Below are 21,366 nucleotides of genomic sequence, written 5' to 3'. Positions count from 1 at the left end.
GAACGTGACCTTTTCCATGCAAACCACTCGCGGACTAAAAGTCCGCGCTACACTCATATTATGAAAAGACGTGACTTTGTAGGACTTACCGGCCTCGCGGCTGGAGCCCTTTTCCTACCCAGCCTGCCCAGTTTGGCTGGAAGCCCCGTGGACCCCGCCCGCTTGCTAGAGCCCGGCGCCGATACCGCCATCAAAAAACGCCTGGCCGATGCGGGCCTCAACGCCGCCAAAGCGGCCGGGGCTACTTACGCCGACGTCCGCATTGGCCGCTACCTCAACCAGGGCATTTTCACCCGCGAAAAGCAGGTCCAGAACATTGCCAGCACCGAGAGCTACGGCGTCGGCATTCGCGTCATTGCCAACGGGACCTGGGGCTTCGCTTCCACCAACAACGTGACCGAAGCCGGCATTGCCAAAGCCGCTCAGCTGGCTGTGCAGATTGCCAAAGCCAACTCCAAAGTGCAGAAGGAGAAGGTGCAGCTGGCTCCACAAAAGGGCTACGGCGAAGTGACCTGGAAGGCTCCCATTCAGCAGAATGCGTTTGAGGTGCCCATCAAGGACAAGGTGGATTTACTGCTGGGCGTGAACGCCAAGGCCCTGGATTTGGGCGTGTCGTTCATCAATTCGGTGCTGTTTCAGGTGAACGAGCAGAAGTATTTCGCCAGCACCGACGGCTCGTACATCGACCAAGACGTGCACCGGATTTACCCCACGTTCGGCGTCACGGCCATTGACCGGGCCAGCGGCAAATTCCGCTCGCGGCAGGCCCTGAGCTCGCCCGTGGGCATGGGCTACGAGTACCTGACGCCCAAAGCTCAAGACAAAGTGGCCGGCCCCACGGGCTCTGATATCATCGGCTATAAGTACAGCTACGACATGCTGGAAGACGTGACCGCCGCCGCCAAACAGGTAAAGCAGAAGCTTACGGCCAAATCGGTGACGCCCGGCAAATACGACCTCGTGCTCGACCCGCACCACCTGGGCCTGACCATCCATGAAAGTGTGGGCCACCCGCTGGAGTTGGACCGCGTGCTAGGCTACGAGGCCAACTACGCCGGCACCTCATTTGCTACTTTAGAATGGAAAGCCAAGGGCATCCCTTACGGCTCGAAGCAGGTCAACATCGTGGCCGATAAAACCCAGCCGGGTACCCTGGGCGCGGTGGGCTACGACGATGAAGGCGTGAAAACCAAACGCTGGGACTTGATTAAGGAAGGCCGCTTGGTGGACTATGAAAAAATCCGCGACCAGGCGCACATGGTGGGCCAAAACGAGTCGGACGGCTGCTGCTATTCGCAGTCATGGCAGGACGTGCAATTCCAGCGCATGCCCAACGTGAGCCTGCAACCCGGCAAGGCCAAGCTAAGCGTGGATGAGTTGGTGCGCGGCGTGGATAAAGGCATTTACATCGCTGGCAACGGCTCCTTCTCCATCGACCAGCAGCGCTACAATTTCCAGTTCGGCGGACAGGTATTTTACGCCATCGAGAAGGGTAAAATCACCGAAATGCTGGAAGATGTGGCCTACCAGGCCAACACCCAGGAATTCTGGAACAGCTGCGCTGCCTCGTGCGACGAAAGCGACTTCCGCTATTTCGGCGCCTTCAACGATGGCAAGGGCCAGCCCAGCCAAAGCTCGGCCGTGAGCCACGGCTCCAGCACCACGCGCTTTAATGGCGTGAACGTGATTAATACGGCCCGCAAAATCGGCTGAGTGAACCGCAACTCCCCCCCTCAACTGATGAGGGGAATTGCGGTTCACTCAGCCCTTAACAGTCAACATTCAACCCTTCCTCATGGCCATTCTCACCAAAGACGAAGCCCAAACCATCCTCAAGAAAGTGCTCAGCTTCAGCACGGCCGATGAGTGCGACACCACGCTCAATGGCAACATCGGCGGCAACGTGCGCTCGGCCCGCAACTCCATTAGCACGGCCGGGGCGAACGATAATATTTCGCTGGCCGTGGAAAGCCGGTTCGGAAAGCGTAGCGGCGTGGCAACCTGCAACGAATTCGACGATGCCACGCTACGCCGCTGCGTGCAGCGGGCCGAGGAAATTGCCCGGCTCGCGCCCGAAAGCCCGGAGTACATGCCGCTGCTAGGCCCCCAAACCTACATCGAAGGCAGCCGCTCCTTCTCCCCTGCCACCGCCGCTATCGACCCCGATTACCGTGCCAGGCAAATTGGGGCCAGCATGGCACTCTGCGACCAACGCAAGCTCAGTTCCGCCGCGTTTCTGGACGACTCGGTGGGCTTCGTGGCCAAGCGCAATTCCAAGGGGCTGGAAGCCTACCAGCAGGTTTCCAACGTCACGTTCTCGGTGACGGTGCGCACGCCGGACGGCACCGGCTCTGGTTACGCCTCAGGTGATTACATCGACGCCACCAAGATGGACGCGGCCCGCTTCACCAAAATTGCCGCCGATAAAGCCGCGTCTTCCGTGAAAGCCCGCGCCATTGAGCCGGGCAAATACACGGTGATTCTGGAACCCAACGCGCTACTTTCCAACGTGGACACGTCACTGATTGGTGCGCTGATGCAGAGCCTCGATGCCCGCAACGCAGACGAGGGGCGCAGCTTCCTGAGCAAAAAAGGCGGCGGCAATCGCAAAGGCGAAAAGCTGTTCGATGAACGGGTTACGATTTATTCCGACCCGATGAATACTGAAATCAGCGACCTGACCTTCAGCGGCGACGGCCGGCCCCAACAGCGCACCACCTGGATTGAAAAGGGCGTGGTAAAGAATCTCTATACCTCGCGTTTCTGGGCGCAGAAAGCCGGCATCCCCGACCTGCCCCGCCCCAACGGCTGGATTATGGAAGGCGGCACGCAAAGCACCGCCGACCTCATCAAAGGCACTGCCAAAGGCATCCTCGTCACCCGCCTCTGGTACATCCGCCCCGTCGACCCGCAAACGCTGCTTTTCACCGGCCTAACCCGCGACGGCACGTTCTACATTGAAAACGGCCAAATCAAGTTTCCGGTAAAGAACTTCCGCTTTAACGAAAGCCCGGTCATTATGCTCAACAACTTGGAAGCCATCGGCAAACCCGTCCGCCTGAACGGTAACTTGGTGCCGCCGCTGAAAATCCGTGACTTCACCTTCACCAGCCTTTCGGATGCGGTGTAGCATGTAGCGGGGCTCTGCGAGTCCGCGCCGGGGCGACGGTACCCGTTTCAACTTGACTCATTAACAAATGCGTGGCATCACAGCGTCCACGCTATTCTTTCACCTTTTTTCTGCACCTTATGAAAAGACGCGACTTTGTGGGGCTTACCAGCCTTGCTACCGGGGCTCTGTTCCTACCCAGCCTGCCGGGCTTTGGCCATACGCCCATCGACCCCGCCCGCCTGTTGGAGCCGGGCGCTGATGTCATCATTAAAAAGCGCCTGGCCGATGCGGCCCTGAACGCGGCTAAGGGCGCCGGAGCCAGCTATGCCGACGTGCGTATCGGCCGCTCGCTCAACCAGTACGTGTTTACGCGGGAGAAGCAGGTGCAGAACATCGTAAGCACCGAGAGCTATGGCGTGGGCATTCGGGTGCTGGTGAACGGCTGCTGGGGTTTCGCCTCAACCAGCGTGGTGACGGAGGCCAGTCTGGCCGCCACCGCTCGCGTGGCCGCCGACATTGCCAAGGCCAACAAGCTGGTGCTGAAGGAGCCCGTGCAGCTGGCAGCCCAGCAGGGCTACGGCGAGGTGAGTTGGAAAACGCCCATCCAGCAGAGCGCTTTCGAGGTGCCCATCAAGCAGAAGGTGGATTTGCTGCTGGCCGCCAATGCCGCCGCGCTCGATGCCGGGGCCAGCTACATCAATTCGGGCTTGTTTCAGGTGAACGAGCAAAAGTACTTCGCCAGCACCGACGGCTCGTACATCGACCAGGATGTGCACCGACTCTGGCCCACGTTCTCGGCGACGGCGGTAGACACAAAGACCGGCAAATTCCGCTCGCGGGAGTCGCTGAGCGCGCCGGTGGGGCTGGGCTACGAGTACCTCACACCCAGCACAGCCGAGCAGGTGCGCGGCCCGCAGGGCACGGACACCGTGGGCTATAAGCTGCGCTACGACATCCTGGCCGATGCGGCCTTAGCTGGTAAGCAGGCCAAGGCCAAGCTGACCATGAAATCCGTGACGCCCGGCAAGTACGACCTCGTGCTCGACCCCGGCCACCTGGGCCTGACCATCCACGAATCCGTCGGCCACCCCACGGAGCTGGACCGCGTGCTGGGCTACGAGGCCAATTTTGCCGGCACCAGCTTCGCCACTCTGGAATGGAAGGCCAAAAACCTGCCCTACGGCTCGAAGGCCGTTAACATCGTGGCCGACAAGCTGCAACCGGGCTCAGTAGGCAACGTGGGCTACGACGACGAGGGCGTGAAAACCCGCGAGTGGGACCTCATCAAAGAAGGCAAACTGGTGAACTACCAGAAAATCAGGGACCAGGCGCACATCGTAGGCCAGAAAGAGTCGGACGGCTGCGCTTACGCGCAGTCGTGGGAGGACGTGCAGTTCCAGCGCATGCCCAACGTGAGCCTACGCCCTGGCACCACCAAAATGAGCCCCGATGAAATGGTGAAGGGTGTGGACAAAGGCATTTACATTGCCGGCGCGGGCTCGTTCAGCATCGACCAGCAGCGCTTCAACTTCCAGTTTGGCGGGCAGCTATTTTTTGCCATCGAGAAAGGAAAAATCACAGAGCCACTAGAAGATGTGGCCTACCAATCGAACACCCAGGAGTTCTGGGGTGCCTGCGCAGGCTCGTGCGACCAGTCGGACTACCGCCTTTTCGGCACCTTTTTCGACGGCAAAGGCCAGCCGGCGCAGGTGTCGTCGGTCAGCCACGGCTCGGCCACCACGCGCTTCAACGGCGTGAACGTCATCAATACAGCTCGCAAAGTCTAACCTTCCTCTCAGCCACATTTCTGCAAATCAATCATGGCCATTCTCTCCAAAGACGACGCCCAGGCTTTGCTCAAGAAAGTCCTCACCTATAGTACTGCTGATGAGTGCGAAGCATCCTTGCGCGGGCGCACCACCGGCAACATCCGCTACGCCCGCAATAGCGTGAGCACGGCTGGCGCCCAGGATTCTGTGTCGCTGGCTGTCGAGTCACGTTTCGGCAAGCGCAGCGGTATCGCTACTTGCAATGAGTTTGACGATGAAACCCTGCGGCGCTGCGTACAGCGGGCGGAGGAAATCGCCAAGCTCGCGCCCGAAAGCCCCGAGTACGTGCCGTTCATTGGGGCGCAAACGTATCTGAGCCCGCCCTCAGCGGCTACTACCTTGCTCACGGCTGCCACCCGTGCCCAGGCTGCGGCCGATAGCATGGCCCTGTGCGCTGCCAAGAACCTCACCGCCGCCGGCTTCCTGGATGGCGGCACCAGCTTCGTAGCCAAGCGCAACTCCAAGGGACTGGAAGCCTACCAGCAATCGACCAACACCGACTTTTCGGTAACCGTCCGCACGGCCGACGGGCGCGGCTCCGGCTACGCCATTGCCGACGTGACGGACCCGGCCAAGCTCAATGCCAAAGGCCTCACCCAACGTGCTGCTGATAAAGCCTTAAGCTCGGTGAATGCCAAAGCCATCGAGCCTGGCAAATACACCGTGATTCTGGAGCCAGCTGCCCTCATGGACGGCGGGGATTTGTCGCTGCTTGGCGGGTTGGTGTTTGGCATGGGCGCCCGCGAGGCCGACGAAGGCCGTAGCTTCCTGAGCAAAAAGGGCGGCGGCAACCGCAAGGGCGAAAAGCTATTTGATGAGCGCATAACCATTTATTCCGACCCCATGAACGTCGAGGTACCCGGTAATGCCTTCGATGGTGATGGCCTGCCCACCAAGCGCCAGACCTGGATTGAGAAAGGCGTGGTAAAAGACTTGTTTTACACCCGCTTCTGGGCCGAAAAAAGCAAGGTTCCCGCCACGGCTTACCCCAATGGTTTCATCATGGCTGGCGGCACCCAAAGCACAGCCGAACTCATCAAGAACACCGCGAAGGGCATCCTCGTCACCCGTCTCTGGTACATCCGCGAGGTTGACCCGCAAACGCTGCTCTACACCGGCCTGACGCGCGATGGCACGTTCTACATTGAGAACGGAGTCATCAAATTCCCCATCAAAAACTTGCGCTTCAACGAAAGCCCCATTATCATGCTCAACAACATTGAGGCCATCGGCCGGCCCCAGCGCCTGGCCGGCTGCCTGATTCCGCCGCTGAAAATACGGGACTTCACGTTCACGAGCTTGTCGGATGCGATTTAGAGCATTGCAGTCATCTTAAATGGAGCGAAGGACCTTATCACCGATGGAAGATTTGCAGTAATTCAAATAACACAAACGTGACAAGGTTCTTCGCTCTGCTCAGGATGACAGACGGGTAAAGGATGACAAATGATAGTCTCCTTTACCTCCGACCATCGCCAAACTGAAACGCGGCATAAACCTGAAAGACCCGGTTTTGCAGCCGTGGGTCGTTGATACCGGTCAGGTTTTTAGCGTCGTTGATGTCATTTAAGCCTGCTACCAGTCGGCCACCGAGGGAAAAGTTACTAGCCAGTTTCAGTCCTACGCCACCCACTACGCTGAAATCGCCGCGTTTGAAATTGCTGGTAGCCGGGCGCGACTCGTTGCCATAAGCAGGCTGCCCATCCTCGGTGAAACCCACTTGCAGATTTCCTGACTGATTGGCGTTGAGCAATACCCCGAACTGTGGGCCGGCCTCGATAAATACAGGGCCTACGGTGAGTTTGGCTAGGATGGGCACGGTGAGGTAGTGCAGTTGGCTGTCGTAGTTGGTGTAGGCCGATTTCAGGTTGCCGCCCTGCAGGGAATACTGCACTTCGGGCTGGATAGAAAGCGGGCCGATAATGTTGGCCTGGTAAAACACACCGACGTGGTAAAAGGCCTTGTATGAGGAACTTTCGCCCTCTCGGCCCGTGAGCTCGGCCACGTTCAGGCCACCCTTAATGCCCAGTTGGGCTTGCGCTAGCGGCGCAAAAAACAAACTCAGGAAACCGATAATCAGCAGCTTTTTCATAGCGAACAATAGGAATAGGGTGATGGTGATGAACTAAAAACTTCTGCTGTTTCGGCCGTAGCTTCGGCAGCGGCCAGCTGACACCGACTGATTCAAATACCGCTTGGTCGAGACAAAAGTTGCGGCGTTGGTCGATGTATTGCGCCTGATTTTTAGTCACTAAGTCAACGCCGGAAGCAACGCAACTATTTTCAGCCCGACTATCGCATAAGCCATCCGGTTTACTTTCTTCGATTTTTCTACGCTTCTACCTCCTTCGCTGTGCCCGCTGCTCCCTTCACTTTTGTGCGCCTGAAATACCACTCCGGCGACTGGGACGCGGTGGATGAGCGCATGCCCGCCAACCTGTTGCACTCGCTGGTGCAGTACACCAAAGTACCCATCGACCCCAAGGAAAAGGTGGTGGCCCTGGACAGTCCGGAGTTGTTCAACTACCCGTTTTGCTACCTGAGCGGGCACCGGCTGGTGCAGTTTTCCGGCACCGAAAAGCAGAACTTCATCCAGTACGTGCGCAACGGCGGCTTCGTGTTTGTGGACGATTGCAACCACGACATCGACGGCCTATTTGCCCGTTCCTTCGAGGAGCAGATGCGGCAGTGCTTTGGCTCCGGCGCTCTCCGGAAAATCCCCAAAACGCACCCCATCTACTCCCAGTTTTTCACTTTCAAAGACGGCCCGCCCAATACCGGCTTCGAGCTGAATGGCTGGGGCGACGACCTGGTGCATGACTACCTGAAAGCCATCGAAATCAAGGGCCGCATCGGCGTGCTGTATTCCAACAAAGACTACGGCTGCGAGTGGGACTACGACTTTCGCAACAAGCGCTTTCTGGCTGAGGACAACACCAAGTTTGGGGTGAATATTCTGCTGTACGCGCTGACATGATTTTGTTATTAGTTGCTTGTTTCAGTTGGTAGCTCATTGAGCTTACGACAGACACTGACAACTAACAACGAGCAACTAACAACCAAAGGATGACCGAACAAGAAGTAACCACCCTGCTCGCCAAGCTGCCCGTCCTCAAAGCCGAAATTGCCAAGGTCATCGTGGGCCAGGAAGCCGTGCTGGATGAGGTGCTGGTAGCGCTGCTGGCCGGCGGCCATGCCCTGCTCGAAGGCGTGCCCGGTCTGGCCAAAACGCTGCTGGTGCGCACGCTGGCCGCTGCCACGGATTTGCCCTTTCGCCGCATCCAGTTCACGCCAGATTTGATGCCGACGGATATCCTGGGCACGGAAGTTCTGGAGGAAGACCACGGCACGGGCCGGCGCTCTTTCACCTTTAAGCCCGGGCCTATTTTCGCCAGCTTGGTGCTGGCCGATGAAATCAACCGGACGCCGCCCAAAACCCAGGCGGCCCTGCTCGAAGCCATGCAGGAAGGCCACGTTACCTACGCCGGGCAGGAGCACGCGCTGCCCAAACCCTTCTTCCTGCTGGCCACTCAAAATCCCATCGAGCAATCGGGCACCTACCCCCTGCCCGAGGCCCAGCTCGACCGGTTTTTGCTATACGTCCGCATCGGCTACCCCACGGCCGATGAGGAGCTGGCGGTGCTGCGCGGCACTACTGGCACGGCCGGGCAGCAGGTGGCGCCGGTGCTGGGCGGAGCCGATATCCGGGCATTGCAGGCACTGGTGCGGCAGGTCAGCTTCAGCCCCGAGCTGATGGATTTCGTGAACCGGCTGGTGCGCGCCACACGGCCGGCAACGTCAGAGGTAAAGTTTATTAAGTACTACGGGCGCTGGGGGGCGGGGCCACGGGCCGGGCAGGCCCTCATTCTGTGTGCTAAGGCGCGCGCCCTGCTTCACGGCCGTTTCGCCGCCACGCTGGAGGACATCCGGACACTGGCCTCGCCGGTGCTACGGCATCGGGTGCTGTTGAATTTCAACGCGGAAGCGGAGAATCTAACGCCAGATGATGCCGTAGCGGAGCTGCTGAAAGCGGTGTGGGTGTAGCGCGGACTTTTATTTTGTGCATTTATAATCACTTATCAATCGTTGGATTCGCGAACTAAAAGTTCGCGTTGCTTTATGCTTACCCCTGAACACCTCCACGGCTTGCGCAACTTGTCCCTCGCCGCCCGGCAAGCGGCTGAGGGCTTCCTCAGCGGCGCGCACGCCAGCCGACGGCACGGCGCGGGGATGGAGTTCAGTCAGTACCGGCCCTACCAGCCCGGCGACGACCTGCGCCGCCTCGACTGGCGCTTGGCCGCCCGCTCCGACCGCTACTACCTGCGCGAGTCGGAGGTAGACACCAGCCTGACCGTGCACCTGCTGCTGGATGCCAGCGCCAGCATGAACCACCGCGACGACAACGGCCTCACCAAGCTCGAATACGCCCGGCTGCTGCTGGCCGCGCTGGCCTACATTGCTACCCAGCAAGGCGATGCCGTGGGCCTCACCATCCTTCATCCCGCCGGCTTGCAGCACCTGCCGCCCCGCGCCGATACCCGCCAGCTTCCCCGCCTCTACCACGCGCTGGAAACAGCCGAAGCCGCCGGCCGCTTCCCCGCTACCGAAACACTGGCCCCGCTCACGGCCCGGCGACAGCGAGCCCTAATGGTATGTGTAAGTGACTTGTACGAGGATGGCAACGAAATCAACTCCCTGCTCAGCCGCCTGCGCGCCACCAGCGGGGATGTGCTGCTGCTGCACCTGATGGCACGCAATGAGCTGCAGTTTAGCTACCAGGGCGCAGTCACGTTCAAAGATTTAGAAACCGGCCAAACGCTGCAAATCGATGCCGACCAACAACGCGCCGCCTATCAGCAGCAGCTACAGCTATGGCTGCGCGAAACGGCTCAGGCAGCCCGCCGTCAGGGGTTCGACTATCATTTAGTTGATGCGTCGCAGCCGCTGGATGGGGGGGTGAGGGAGTTTTTGCGCAAGCGCAACCTCACCCCCTGACCCCCTCTCCCGCGGAGAGGGGGCACCGGTTTTGCGTGGTATATTTTATTTTTCACGAGTTCACCTATTGCTTTTCCACTGCTCAAAATACTTCACGCAAACCTGCGCAAGACCGGTGCCCCCTCTCTGCGGGAGAGGGGGTCAGGGGGTGAGGTTGCGCCCGCATAATTCCTTTATCATTTGCTTACACTCCTAAACCCCACCGCACTTCTTTCCCTCACAGGATTGCTGGTGCCGGTGGCCATTCATCTCTGGAACCGCCGGCCGGGCCGCGAGGTAGCAGTGGGCAGCCTGCGCTGGCTGGCCGCGGGCGCCAACCGCCGACTGCGCAACCTGAAGCTGGAGCAGCTCTGGCTGCTGCTGCTGCGGGCCGCGTTGCTGGCTGCGCTGGCCGTGGCGGTGACCGGGCCCCTGTGGCGGCAGCAACTGCCGGCCAGTCGGGGCGTGGTGCTGCTGAGTCCGGAAGTGCTGCGGCTCCCCGCACTGGATGCGCTGAGGCCGGCTATCGATTCGCTTCGGCGGCGCGGGTATGCGCTGCGCTGGCTGAGGGAAGGGTTTCCAAGGGTTTCCAGCAGACAATGGCGGGCAGCGGGAGGTGCTGATTCGGTGCCTGCGGCGGGTGCGGCTGGGTTTGCCTGGGCGCGGGTGCAGCAGGCGGTCGGCGTTTTTCCAGGCCAGCCGCTTTATGTGGTCACGACGGCGGCACTGCGCGATTTCCAAGGGACCCATGTGCCTCCAAGCGCCGTCACCTGGCAGCTGCTACCCGATACTGCCTCTTCCTCCTGGCTACAGGCGGCGGCTATCCGGGGGAAGCGGGGCGATAGTCTGCGCCTGCTGGTGGGGCGCAGCAAGGCCACTCAAACCACGTTTCGAACGGCGACTATCGGGTATCGGAACGAGCCCCACGAGCAGTTTCGGGTGGCCAATCTCCCAGCACTCCGGCTCGATACGCTTGCGGATAACAGCCGGACCACCTTTGCGCTGGTTCCGGTCAAGCCAGGCTCCGGCCTCAGAACTCCAATTGACTGCGGAACACCACCCCAGGTCATCGAAATCTATGCAAGTCCTGCTTATGCCAGGGACGCTCACTACCTGGAAGCGGCGTTGCGGGCGGCCGCAACGGGCCTGCTCAACCCGCCCCTACTGCGCCGGCTAGCCACGCGTCCGGACCATCTGCAGGCTTACTGGACCTTCTGGCTTTCGGATGAGCCTTTGCCCAAAGGTGAGCGAAGCAGCAGCAGCCACATCTGGCGGGAAGCTGCCGGGCCGGGAGTAGCTGATACGGCTCGGCTTGCCACTACAGAAACGCAGGCAGCTCCCATCACCGTGTTTCGCCGGGGCACAGAACTGCCTTCTGATACTAGGGAGCCGGGCTGGGTTGATGGTCGGGGCCGGCCGCTATTGTCGCGCCAGACTGGAGTTGCGGGAATTTTCTACCAGTTGCACACCCACCTGGACCCGGCCTGGAGCACATTAGCCGACGCCCCTCAGCTACCCGCCCGCCTGCTCAGGCTGCTGCAGCCCACGCCAACCGATGAGGGCCTGTATGCGGTTACAGAGCTCGACCGTCAGCTGGCCCAATACGACCAGCGCACCCTCGACCCCGCGCAGCTTACCACCTCTCGCCAAGCGCAGGCAGCAGCTCCAAGCCGCGTGCTCAATCAGCGCATCACTGATTTGCAGCCGTGGCTGGTGCTGGTGGCCGGGCTGCTGCTGCTGCTTGAACGCCTGCTAGCCCGGCGCCGGGAAAACCAGGCCCTAACCTCCTCAATCGTACCATGAGCAAGGTTGTTGAGCGTGCATCCGAAACGAGCTTACTCGCCACGCAAGGCAGGGCAGTTGCTCAGTTGCAGGCAGTAAAGCAGAGCTACATCCGGCGTTATGCGGGAACCGGGCTGTTGCTGCTGTTGGCAGCCGGTATACTGGTGGCTGCTTTGGGGCATCACTGGCCTGCTATAAAAACCATTTGGCTGGCACTGGCCGCACTGGGTTTGCTCGCTGCAGCAGCTTGGTGGCTGTGGCCAATGCGGCAGCTGAACCAAGCGGAAGCAGCCCGCCGGCTGGACCGGGAATTTACCGAGTTACAGGACAGCACCGGCCTGATTCTGCAAGACCCTGCCGGTTTGTCTTTTCTGAGCCAGCTGCAGTTGCGGCGCGTGGCCAGGGAGTTGGAGCAGTTAACCGCAGAGGGGCCGGCGTTGCTTCCCGTTTCATTCAGGAAGCCGCTGATTGTGAGCGCCGGCTTGTTTCTGTCTGCGGCTGCTTTGTTTCTGCTGCCTCCCAATCAATCAAAGCCGGCCCAGCCGACAGCAGTGGCTATGCGGTTTTCTGCCCCAACTCCTATTCCAGCGGCCGGCCAAACGCCTCCTCGCATCACCGAAACGCAGCTGTTAGTGACGCCCCTGGCCTACACCCATCAGTCGGCGTTTGCGCCCTCTCAGGCGTCGTTTCAATGCCCGCAGGGCGCGCGGGTGCGCTGGCAGGTGCGCGTGAATGGCAGCAGCCAGCCAGCGCCGGAAATGGAATTAGGCCAACGTCGGCTACGCCTGCAGCCTGTGGCCGGGCTTGCTGGCTCGTTCTTTACTGAGCAAACCCTGAACACCTCTACGCTCTACCGTCTGCGCTACGCGGGCACGGTTTCGGATGACTATGCCATCGATGTGCGGCCCGACCAGGCACCGGTACTGCGCATCATCACGCCTAAGCCCTACACGCTGGTGAATGCCATAGGCCAGCGGCCGGAGGTGCCCATTCGTGCCAGTGTGCGGGACGACTACGGCCTGAGCCACGCCGAACTAGTCATCACCGTGGCGCAGGGCCAGGGCGAGGCCGTGAAATTCCGGGAGCTGCGGCGCGATTTGAGCGCGGGCCTGGGTGGGGCGCAGGCCAGCCTCAACAGCCTGCTCAACCTCCCGAAACTGGGCCTGACGTACGGCGACGAGCTGTACTTCTACCTCACGGCCCGCGACAACAACGGCCACAGATCCCGCACCGATTCCTACCTCGTGCAGTGGCAGGACACCGCCGTGGCCGACAGCCCCTCCGACATGGGCATGGGCGTAAAAGTAGCTCCGGCCTACTTCCGCAGCGAGCGCCAGATTATCATCGATACCGAAAAGCTCCTCGCCGAAAAGGCCAGGCTCGACGCCGCCACCGTGGCCAGCCGCGCCAACGCCCTGGGCTTCGACCAACAGACACTGCGCCTGCGCTACGGCAAGTTTCTAGGCGAAGAGTCCGAAGCCGGTATCGGCGCGGAGGCCCCGCACTCCCCCATTGCTGAGGACGAAGACGCCCCTGCCGCTCCCACTGCCGAGGCCCCGGAACACGACGAGCACGACCACGCCGCGCCGCCCGTGTCGCCCTCTAAAGCCTCACCCACCGCCGAAACCGATGCGTTGATGGACCCCTACATCCACAAGCACGACGACGCCGAAACCGCCGATTTCCTGGAGCCCGCCATCAAAACCAAGCTCCACGCCGTGCTCGACCAGATGTGGGCCGCCGAGCTGCGCCTGCGTACCGGTCAGCTCAAGGCTGCGCTGCCCTATGAGTACCGCGCCCTGCGCCTGCTGAAGGAAGTGCAGCAGCAAACCCGCGTTTTTGTGAAGAAAGCCGGTTTCACGCCGCCGCCCATGCCCGAGGCCACCCTGCGCCTCACCGGCGAGCTAGCCGGGGCCGCCGTGCCCCACCGCCAGCAGCACCTTTCTGCACCAGTCACCCAACCCGCCGTGCGCAATGCCCTTCGCTGGCTGGCGGCCTCCGAAAACGGCCAGCCCGCTCGCTCTGCCGATGCCGTGCTCCTCGACCAAGCCGGCGCCGTGCTCGCCGGTGCCGCCCAGGAGCGACCGGGCCGCTACCTACCCGCGTTGCGAGCCCTGCGGCAGTTAGTGGCCGATGTGCGTGCCGGCCGGCCCGCCTGCGCTGGCTGCCGCGCCCCGGTAGCCAGTGCCCTCACCGATATGCTTGCGCCGCCGGCCCCCGCCCCCGCCGCCTTGCCAGCACCCGACCGGCTGGCCCGGCGCTATTTCCAGGAATTAAGCCGTTAGCGTTTTGTCCCTTTCATCCCCAAACCCTGTTCTCTATTACCTGCTGCTGGCCTTTTGCCTGCTGCTTGGGCTGATGTTAATGGTGCTGGCATGGCGGCGGCCGCGCCAACGGCAGCGCGCGGCGCGGGTGCTAGCCAGCGCGGGGGCAGCCGGGGCGCTCTGGCTCACGGCCTTTCCACCCATGCGACACTTGCCCACGACTCAGGCCGAGTCCATTGTGCTCACCGAAGGCTACTCGCCGGATACGCTACGGCAGCTTGTGCGCCGGTTGGGTGCGGGCACCCCAGTGTGGAGCTACGGCGCCTTTGCAACGCCCGCCAAAGCCCGTCCGCTGGCCAGCTTGCTTACGTTGGCCGAGCAGCGGCCGGTCTTGCATCGCCTGCACCTGCTCGGCCACGGTCTGGCCGCCGCCGACCTGCCACTGCTGCGCCAGATACCCGTGCGCCTGCATACAGGCCCTAAGCTCAGCGGTTTTCAAACGGCTTACTGGCCCGCAAAACTGTCATTGGGCGAAACGCTACTGGTAGAAGGAACGGTAGCCGCGCCAGATGCGGGCGCGTGGGTCGTGTTGCAAGCGGCTGGTGCCGGACGCGACTCGCTACGCCTGCCAACCGGTGGGGGGCCTTTCCACCTACGCTACCAGCCCAAGGCCGCTGGCCTAGCGCGCTACGAGCTACTGCTCCGGCGGCCTGGCCAGTCAACGCTTGCCGAACCTGTACCGGTAGAAATCACCGCGCCGGTGCTGCCGGCCGTGCTGCTACTCGCGGCGGCTCCTTCGTTCGAGTTCCGGTTTCTGAAAAACCATCTGGCTGAGGGCCATTACCCCGTGGCCCTGCGCACGAGCGTGAGCCGGGGCCTGGTCCAGACTGATTTTGTGAACCAGCCCGCACAACCTCTCGACCACCTCAATCCTGCCCTGCTGGCCCGCTTCGCCGTGCTCATTGCTGATGCCAGCACGCTGGCGGCCCTTTCCGGTCCCGAAACGCAGGCCCTGCAGGCAGCAGTGCGCGCCGGCCGGCTCGGCCTCATCACCCTAGCTGAAGCCGCGCCCCTTCCCCGTACTGTTCCCGGCCGCACCGATTTTATTGTGCAGCCCCGCGCTACGCCCACCGTGCCTCAGCCGCTACACTGGCCCGCTATGCCCACTGAGGCGCGCGCCTTACTACCGGCGCATATTCAGCCCGATGCGGACTTGCGCCCCCTTATTACCGGTCCCCAGCGGGCAATAGCAGCGGCAAGCCGGCGGCTGGGCCTGGGTTTTACAGTCGTGTCGGTGGTACCCGAAACGTTCCGCTGGGCCTTACAAGGCCAGCAGGCTGTTTATGCGTCATTCTGGAACCAGCTGCTGACGGCAGCCGTGCCTCCCGCGCCGGCTGGTGCCACGTGGCAGACCGGCACGCGCTGGCCCCGGCTCCAGCAGCCGCTCACGCTGCACTTCGCGGGTAACTTCCCCGAAACAGGGCCCACGGTGACTGCCCTGGCTGGCGGCCCGGCCGTGCAACTGGCCCTGCGGCAGGATACCCGACTGCCCGAGTGGAGCACCGCCCAATACTGGCCTAACGCTTCCGGCTGGCACAAAGTACGCGGCACCGGCCGCACAATCCATCATTTCTACGTGTACCCGACTGGTGCATGGTCGGGGCCGTTATTACTGGAAAATCAACAGGCCATTGCTGCTCACAACGCGGCTGTTTCTTCGGTTAGCCCTGCTTCAACAGCCGCTGTTACAGTATCGGAGCCCTGGCCGGCGGGGTGGTTTTTTGGCCTGTTTCTGCTGGCGGCCGGCTACCTCTGGCTTGAAGAGAAGCTGTAAGCACTTGTGGCATAAGCACCCGAAAAACGTGAAACGGGCAGCTGGCTTTTCCGCCAACTGCCCGTTTCGCTGTGGTTTAAGCCAACGGCTTAGTAGCCCTCGTTTTGTTTAAAGCCGGGGCTCTTGTTCGTGTCTACGGTGCCTTGGGGGAAGGGGAATAGCTCTTTGCCTTTGCCCGGCGCGTACTCCGAAGCCACGTTGGCGATGAGAGCCGGAGTCACGGCTGTGCGCCAGGCCACGGACGTGGTGCCGGTGGGCGCGGTGGCCGGGGCTGGCCGGTAGAACGAGCGGGCCCATACCACCTGACCGCCCGTGACGCGATAGTACATCGTGCTGGGCACGAAGGTGTAAGGTGCTTGCGCGGTCATCAGCTTGTTGAGGTTGGCGCGGGCTTCCGTGATTTTGGTATCGAGCAGGTTCCAGCGCAGCAGGTCGTATTTGCGGATGCCTTCGCCGCCGAACTCCAGAAACCGCTCGTTCACGATGGCCGCAAACATGGCGTCCTTGGTGGTGGGCGTCGGAATCTGGCCCAGCGTGGTGCTGCCGCCAAAGGCCCGGGTGCGGACTTCGCGCAGGGCAGCCACGCCCGCCGCCGTGGGGCCATTGTTCACCTCATTGTCGGCTTCGGCAAACATGAGCAGTACATCGGCAAAGCGGATGAGAGGCCAATTGTAACCCAGGTAGTTGCCGCTGCCATTGAGCAAGGGCACGCGCCAGTCGCGGCGGAATTTGCCATCAGTGAGGGCGCTCAGCAGCACGCCTTTCTGGTTGTTGCTGGCGTCGATGCTGTAGGTGGTGAGGGTGACGTTGCGGCGCACATCGGTCGAGTCGAAGGCGTAGAAGTAAGTGGGCAGGGGCCGAATCTGGGCCTGGGTGCTGCCGTAGAGCGGCGAGGTGCTCAGCAGCGGGCCACTGTAGTACCCCAGCTTGCTATCACCCGAAATGCTGGAGCCACCCATGGCCACCTGAAAAATGATTTCGTTCGACGTCTCCGGCCGCAGCTCGTTGATGCTCTTAAATAGCTCCTGAAAGCTGGGGTTCAGGGTGTGCTCGCCGCGCCGGTTCATCAAATCCAGGCACTCCTGCCGGGCCATGGCGTAGAACGTGGCGTAATCGCTGGGGCGGGTCATCTGGCGGCCATGCAACGAGTAACCGCCCCGGAACAGGGCCATACGGGCGCGCAGGGCCTTCACTGCGCCCTTGGTGATGCGCTCGTTGGCGGCACCGGCCTGCGAGCGCCAGGGCACCAGCTTTTCGGCAGCCAGCAGGTCGGCCAGCAGGTGGTCGTAGGTGGCAAGGCGGTCGGCATTGGGCGAGTTGAGGTCGCCGCCGGCGAGGGCCACGGTGTAGGTGGGCACGAAGGGCGTGGGGACGTCACCCCAGTTGCGAATCAGCTCGAAGTAATACTGGGCCCGAAGCGTCAGCACCTCGCCGTAAAGGCGGTGCAGGGCAGCGGTATCGGCCGAAGAGCCGTTCGTATACAGGGCCATCTTAGGGATGTTCTCGATGCAGATATTGGCCCGCTCCACGCCCTGGTAGAGGTTGTTGAAGGGATTGGTGATTTCGGGGTTGAAGGGCTCGGCAGTGTAGCGCGACAGGCTGCGCGAGCGGCCGTCGAAGGCGCCGGGCGCGCCCTGCATCTCGTCGGTATCGTAGGGATAATACATGCTCAGGCGGGTGCCGTAGCCGGTATCACCCGAGAGCATGTCGTAGGCGCCAATCACGGCGCTGGTGGCGCTGCCCACGCTGCTAAACGCCTGCTCGGGCGTGTAGAGCGAGTCGGGGCTCACGTCGAGGTAGTCTTTGCAGGCCGTCAGGCCTGCGGCGGCACTCAGCGCGGCGGCCAGAGCCAGGGTGGAACGGAGAACTATGGATTTCATCGGATGGGAATTTTGAGATTGTAGTACACTGGAACGTTCTGCCTGACTTAGAGCGACAGGTTGACGCCGAACAGCAGCACGCGGCTGCGCGGGTAGCCGGCGTAGTCCACGCCCGGTGTGAGCGGCGAGGCGCGGCGGGTGTTGGCCTCGGGGTCGAAGCCGGTGTATTTGGTCCAGGTGTAGAGGTTGTTGCCGGTCACGTAGAAGCGCAGCTGCGTGAGCTTCACCTTCGCAATGAGGCTTTTGGGCAGCGAGTAGCCGATGGTCACGTTATTCAGTCGCAGGAAGGAACCGTCCTCAATGGCCCAGTCATGCACAAACAGCGTGCGGGTGGGTTGCCAGATTTTGGCGTTCTGGTTGAGGTTGCGCGACGCGTCCAAGTCGGTGATGGCCACGCCATTATTATCCACGGTGCGGTATCGGTCATTCATCATCGTGAGCAGGTTGCTGAATGGGTTCACGGACGTGGTGAACTCAATCTTGTTGGCATTGTACACCTTATTACCGTACACGAAGTTGAAAAACACGCTGGCGTCGAAGCCTTTATAGGTAAACTGCTGGTTGAGGCCGCCCACCAGCTTGGGGTTGGCGTTGCCGATGGCCGTGCGGTCGTTGGCGTCCACCACGCCATCGGGTGTACCGTTCGGGCCGCTGATGTCCTTGAGCTTGATAATGCCTGGCGCTACCGGCTGGCCCTGCACCGATACGTCGGTAGCCACGCCGGGCTTCAGGGTCCAGGTGCGGGTGGTGGCGTTGTAGCCGCTGAAGTCATCCGGCGTGTAGAAGCCCTGGCGGCCGTTGTCGAAATCGGTTTGGTAGCCGTAGAAAATGCCCACCGGGTCGCCCACCCGGGCCAGGAAGTCGCTGGCAATGGTGGTGCTGGCCCAGCCCGAATACACCCCGGGAATAGCCGTGATGGGTCCCAGGTCCTGAATCCGACCCCGGTTCATGGAGGCGTTGCCACTGGCATTCCACGTGAAGTCCGGCGTCTTCACTATCGTGCCGCTGAGCTGGAATTCCAGGCCGCGGTTGGTGGTCGAGCCCACGTTCTGGAACTGACTCTGGTAGCCGGTAGTGGGCGCGATAGGTACGTTCACGAGCAGGTCGCGGGTCGAGTTGTAGTAGGCATCCACCGATAGCTGCACTCGGTTGTTGAATAGGGCCAGGTCGACGCCCACATTGCGGGCCACCGTGGTTTCCCACAGCAAAAACGGGTTGGCTAGGCCCGTTACCACGGTGCCTAGCGAAATGGCATGGTTGAGCGAGTACTGCCCCAGTCCGGTCCGGAAATTCTGGCTGTAGCCGAAGTCGTTGATGCGGTTGTTGCCGGCTAGGCCGTAGCTCAAGCGCAGCTTCAGGTCCGAAATGGTGTTGCTCAGCTCTTTCATGAAGTCTTCCTTCGAGATGCGCCAAGCCAGCGAAGCAGCCGGGAAGTAGCCCACCCGACGACCGGATGCAAACTTCGACGAACCATCGGCCCGGAACGTGACCGTGGCCAGGTACTTGTCGTCGTAGGTGTAGTTGAGCCGGCCGAAGCCCGAGAGCAGGTGCGGCATCGTGAGGATATCGCTGGTGGGCGTGGGCTGGGCAAAAGAGGCCGACGGCAGTACGCCCTGATTGATGTTGGCAATGGCCTGGTCGGCGGTGATGTCGAGCGGCAGGAAGTTGGTTTGCGCGGTTAGAATCCGGCTGGTTTGCTGGTAAATTTCCTGGCCCAGAAGGGCATCCACACTATGCTTGCCAAACTGGTGGCTGTAACTCAGCACATTTGACTGGTTGATGGACAGCGCCGAGCCAGTGGCAATGGATACCGACGGCTGCAAATTGAAGCCCCCGCCTGGCTGCCGGATGGCCGGCGAGTTGCGCCCGTAAAACGTTTCCAGGGTCGAATTACCAATATCGAAGCCCACCGTCGAGCGCAGCGTGAAGTCCTTGGTGAGGGCGTAGCTGGCGTTGGCGGCCAGGTTGAGGGTGCGCTGCTTGTCGTGCCGAATGTCGCTTTCCAGTGCCAGCACCGGGTTTACCAGCGAAGAGTTGGTGTAGAAGCTCTCGTCGAACGAGTTAGGGTCGAAGGCGCCGGGCAGGCTTACGGCGAGCGGCAGGTATTCCACCGAGTTGCGCAGGCGCGTGGTAGTGGTCGAGAGCTGCGACGAGGTGCCCAAGCCATCTACTACCTGGTCGTTAAAACGCACATTTACCCCGAAGCGAAACTTGTCCGTGGCCTTGTTGTCGAAGCGAAAGTTCACCAAGTTGCGCGTAAAGCCCGAGCCCAACTGAATGCCCTTCTCGTCGTTGCGGGTCACGCTCAGCGCATAGGTCGTGGTAGCGCTGCCGCCCGAAAGCGAGATATTATGGGTTTGCTGGAAGGCATCGCGACCAAAAACCTGGTCCTGCCAATCCAGAAACGGCGAGTTGCGGACCTGGTTCAGCGTGTCGCTGTTGTAGTTCTTCGACTTGAAAAACGACTTGAACGTGTTCAGGCCGCCCACCGTGGTAGTGTTGCCCGCCACCCGGTCGATGCCCAAAGCGCGCTCGTACTGGTAGTTCACGAAATCGGCTGGCTGCATCACGTCCAGCTTACGCGAAAGCTGCCGTACACCCGCGAAGCCATTGTACGTCACTACCAGCTTACCTTCCTTGCCGCCTTTGGTCGTGATGATAACCACGCCATTGGCGCCACGTGCGCCGTAGATGGCAGTGGCCGAAGCATCCTTCAGCACGTCCACCGACTGAATATCCTGCGGCGAAATCACGTTCAGTGCGTTTTCTACCTGCACCCCGTCCACCACGTACAGCGGCGAGTTGTCCTGCGTCACGGAGCCGCCGCCGCGCACCCGGATATTCACGCTCTGGTTGCCGGGCGTGCCTTCCGAGCTGGTTACCTGCACACCGGCCAGCCGGCCGCTCAGGGCCTCCGCCGCCGAGTTTACTGGCACGTCCTTAATCTGTTGTGCGCTCACCGACGCCACCGAACCGGTCACGTCGCGCCGCTGCACGGCCTGGTAGCCAATCACCACCACGTCTTCCAGCTGCTTGCTGTCGGCCGCCAGCGTCACGTCAATCTGGCTTTGGCTCCCTACTGCTACTTCTTTAGTGGTATAACCCACAAAGCTGAAAGAGAGTGTGACGGCACCAGTAGCCGGCACGTTTACCTCATAGCCGCCATCCATGCCGGTCGAGGTGCCGTTAGTGGTGCCTTTCACCAGGACGGTTACGCCGGGCAGGCCCTCTTTGGAATCGCCGGCGCGCACGGTGCCGCTCACGCGGCGCGTGCCGGACTGCGCCATGGCATTTAGGCTGTACAAGCTGCTCAGCAGTGCCAGCCATAGTAGAATCAAGTATCGATTTCGCATGGGAATTTGAAAAAAGGTGGGAAAGAAAATGAAAGCTCAAAACTTATTGCCCTGCCTTATCGGCCCAATTCGAGCCGCTACCAATGGCAGCCCGTTATCAGACTCCTGATGCAAGTGAAATCCATTGATACTAAATGGAGTATTCGCCTATTACTCCTGGCAATATTATAATCCACTTATATTTTCAAAAATCAGCTGAATCAGTCCGCAAGCCTAACCTTTCTACTTTTTTAATTGTGCAATCGTTCCCGGCAACGTTGCCAGAATGGCTTTGCTGCATACAGCCCGCCTTATGTCTTGACTTTCACCACGCATCATGGACGTGGGTTGGGCATAGG

Annotated in this window: 13 protein-coding genes; 10 read left to right on the top strand and 3 right to left on the bottom strand. The window is 61.1% G+C overall.

What is annotated here, in order from left to right; genetic code table 11:
* Positions 1-60 precede the first annotated feature (60 nt).
* The 4 genes from J4E00_RS07720 (at position 61) to J4E00_RS07705 (ending at position 6,258) form a co-directional block, all read left to right on the top strand.
* Positions 61-1,713, top strand: coding sequence for a TldD/PmbA family protein (locus tag J4E00_RS07720; protein WP_208174566.1), 1,653 nt, complete (start codon positions 61-63; stop codon positions 1,711-1,713).
* A gap of 82 nt (positions 1,714-1,795) precedes the next feature.
* Positions 1,796-3,130 carry a TldD/PmbA family protein gene (locus J4E00_RS07715; RefSeq protein ID WP_208174565.1) on the top strand — a complete coding sequence of 445 codons (1,335 nt, stop codon included), beginning with the start codon at positions 1,796-1,798 and terminating at the stop codon, positions 3,128-3,130.
* A 119-nt stretch (positions 3,131-3,249) separates the two neighbouring features.
* Positions 3,250-4,899, top strand: a complete 1,650-nt coding sequence (locus J4E00_RS07710) for a TldD/PmbA family protein (protein ID WP_208174564.1) — start codon at positions 3,250-3,252, stop codon at positions 4,897-4,899.
* 33 nt (positions 4,900-4,932) lie between these two features.
* On the top strand, positions 4,933-6,258 hold the full coding sequence (locus tag J4E00_RS07705; protein ID WP_208174563.1) for a TldD/PmbA family protein: 1,326 nt from the start codon (positions 4,933-4,935) through the stop codon (positions 6,256-6,258).
* Positions 6,259-6,400: 142 nt separating this feature from the next.
* Here the strand turns inward: J4E00_RS07705 and J4E00_RS07700 are convergent, their stop codons facing one another.
* Entirely contained in the window at positions 6,401-7,033 is a 633-nt protein-coding gene (locus tag J4E00_RS07700; protein ID WP_208174562.1) for a porin family protein, read from the bottom strand.
* Positions 7,034-7,294: 261 nt separating this feature from the next.
* Between J4E00_RS07700 and J4E00_RS07695 the strand changes: the two genes are divergently transcribed.
* The 6 genes from J4E00_RS07695 to J4E00_RS07670 all read left to right on the top strand — a co-directional run bounded on the left by J4E00_RS07695 (position 7,295) and on the right by J4E00_RS07670 (position 15,795).
* Positions 7,295-7,918, top strand: a complete 624-nt coding sequence (locus J4E00_RS07695; RefSeq protein ID WP_208174561.1) for a DUF4159 domain-containing protein — start codon at positions 7,295-7,297, stop codon at positions 7,916-7,918.
* Positions 7,919-8,007: 89 nt separating this feature from the next.
* Positions 8,008-8,985, top strand: a complete 978-nt coding sequence (locus J4E00_RS07690; RefSeq protein WP_208174560.1) for an AAA family ATPase — start codon at positions 8,008-8,010, stop codon at positions 8,983-8,985.
* A 75-nt stretch (positions 8,986-9,060) separates the two neighbouring features.
* Positions 9,061-9,936: a DUF58 domain-containing protein gene (locus J4E00_RS07685; protein ID WP_208174559.1), complete on the top strand. Its 876-nt coding sequence runs from the start codon at positions 9,061-9,063 to the stop codon at positions 9,934-9,936.
* 180 nt (positions 9,937-10,116) lie between these two features.
* Positions 10,117-11,718 carry a BatA domain-containing protein gene (locus J4E00_RS07680; RefSeq protein WP_208174558.1) on the top strand — a complete coding sequence of 534 codons (1,602 nt, stop codon included), beginning with the start codon at positions 10,117-10,119 and terminating at the stop codon, positions 11,716-11,718.
* Positions 11,715-13,982, top strand: a complete 2,268-nt coding sequence (locus tag J4E00_RS07675; RefSeq protein WP_208174557.1) for a hypothetical protein — start codon at positions 11,715-11,717, stop codon at positions 13,980-13,982. Before J4E00_RS07680 ends, J4E00_RS07675 begins: the two co-directional genes overlap by 4 nt.
* A gap of 4 nt (positions 13,983-13,986) precedes the next feature.
* Complete coding sequence (locus J4E00_RS07670) at positions 13,987-15,795, top strand: hypothetical protein (protein WP_208174556.1); 1,809 nt, start codon at positions 13,987-13,989, stop codon at positions 15,793-15,795.
* 89 nt (positions 15,796-15,884) lie between these two features.
* Here J4E00_RS07670 and J4E00_RS07665 read toward each other — a convergent pair whose 3' ends face one another.
* Both J4E00_RS07665 and J4E00_RS07660 read right to left on the bottom strand, forming a co-directional pair.
* Positions 15,885-17,675, bottom strand: coding sequence for a RagB/SusD family nutrient uptake outer membrane protein (locus tag J4E00_RS07665; protein ID WP_208174555.1), 1,791 nt, complete (start codon positions 17,673-17,675; stop codon positions 15,885-15,887).
* A 47-nt stretch (positions 17,676-17,722) separates the two neighbouring features.
* A complete protein-coding gene (locus J4E00_RS07660; RefSeq protein ID WP_208174554.1) occupies positions 17,723-21,028 on the bottom strand; it encodes a SusC/RagA family TonB-linked outer membrane protein in 3,306 nt (1,101 codons plus the stop codon).
* Positions 21,029-21,366 lie beyond the last annotated feature (338 nt).

This window comes from Hymenobacter negativus, from assembly GCF_017571495.1.
Classification (GTDB): Bacteria; Bacteroidota; Bacteroidia; order Cytophagales; family Hymenobacteraceae; genus Hymenobacter; species Hymenobacter negativus.
Note: the sequence above shows the minus strand (reverse complement) of the source record. Positions and strands in the feature narration are given on the sequence as shown.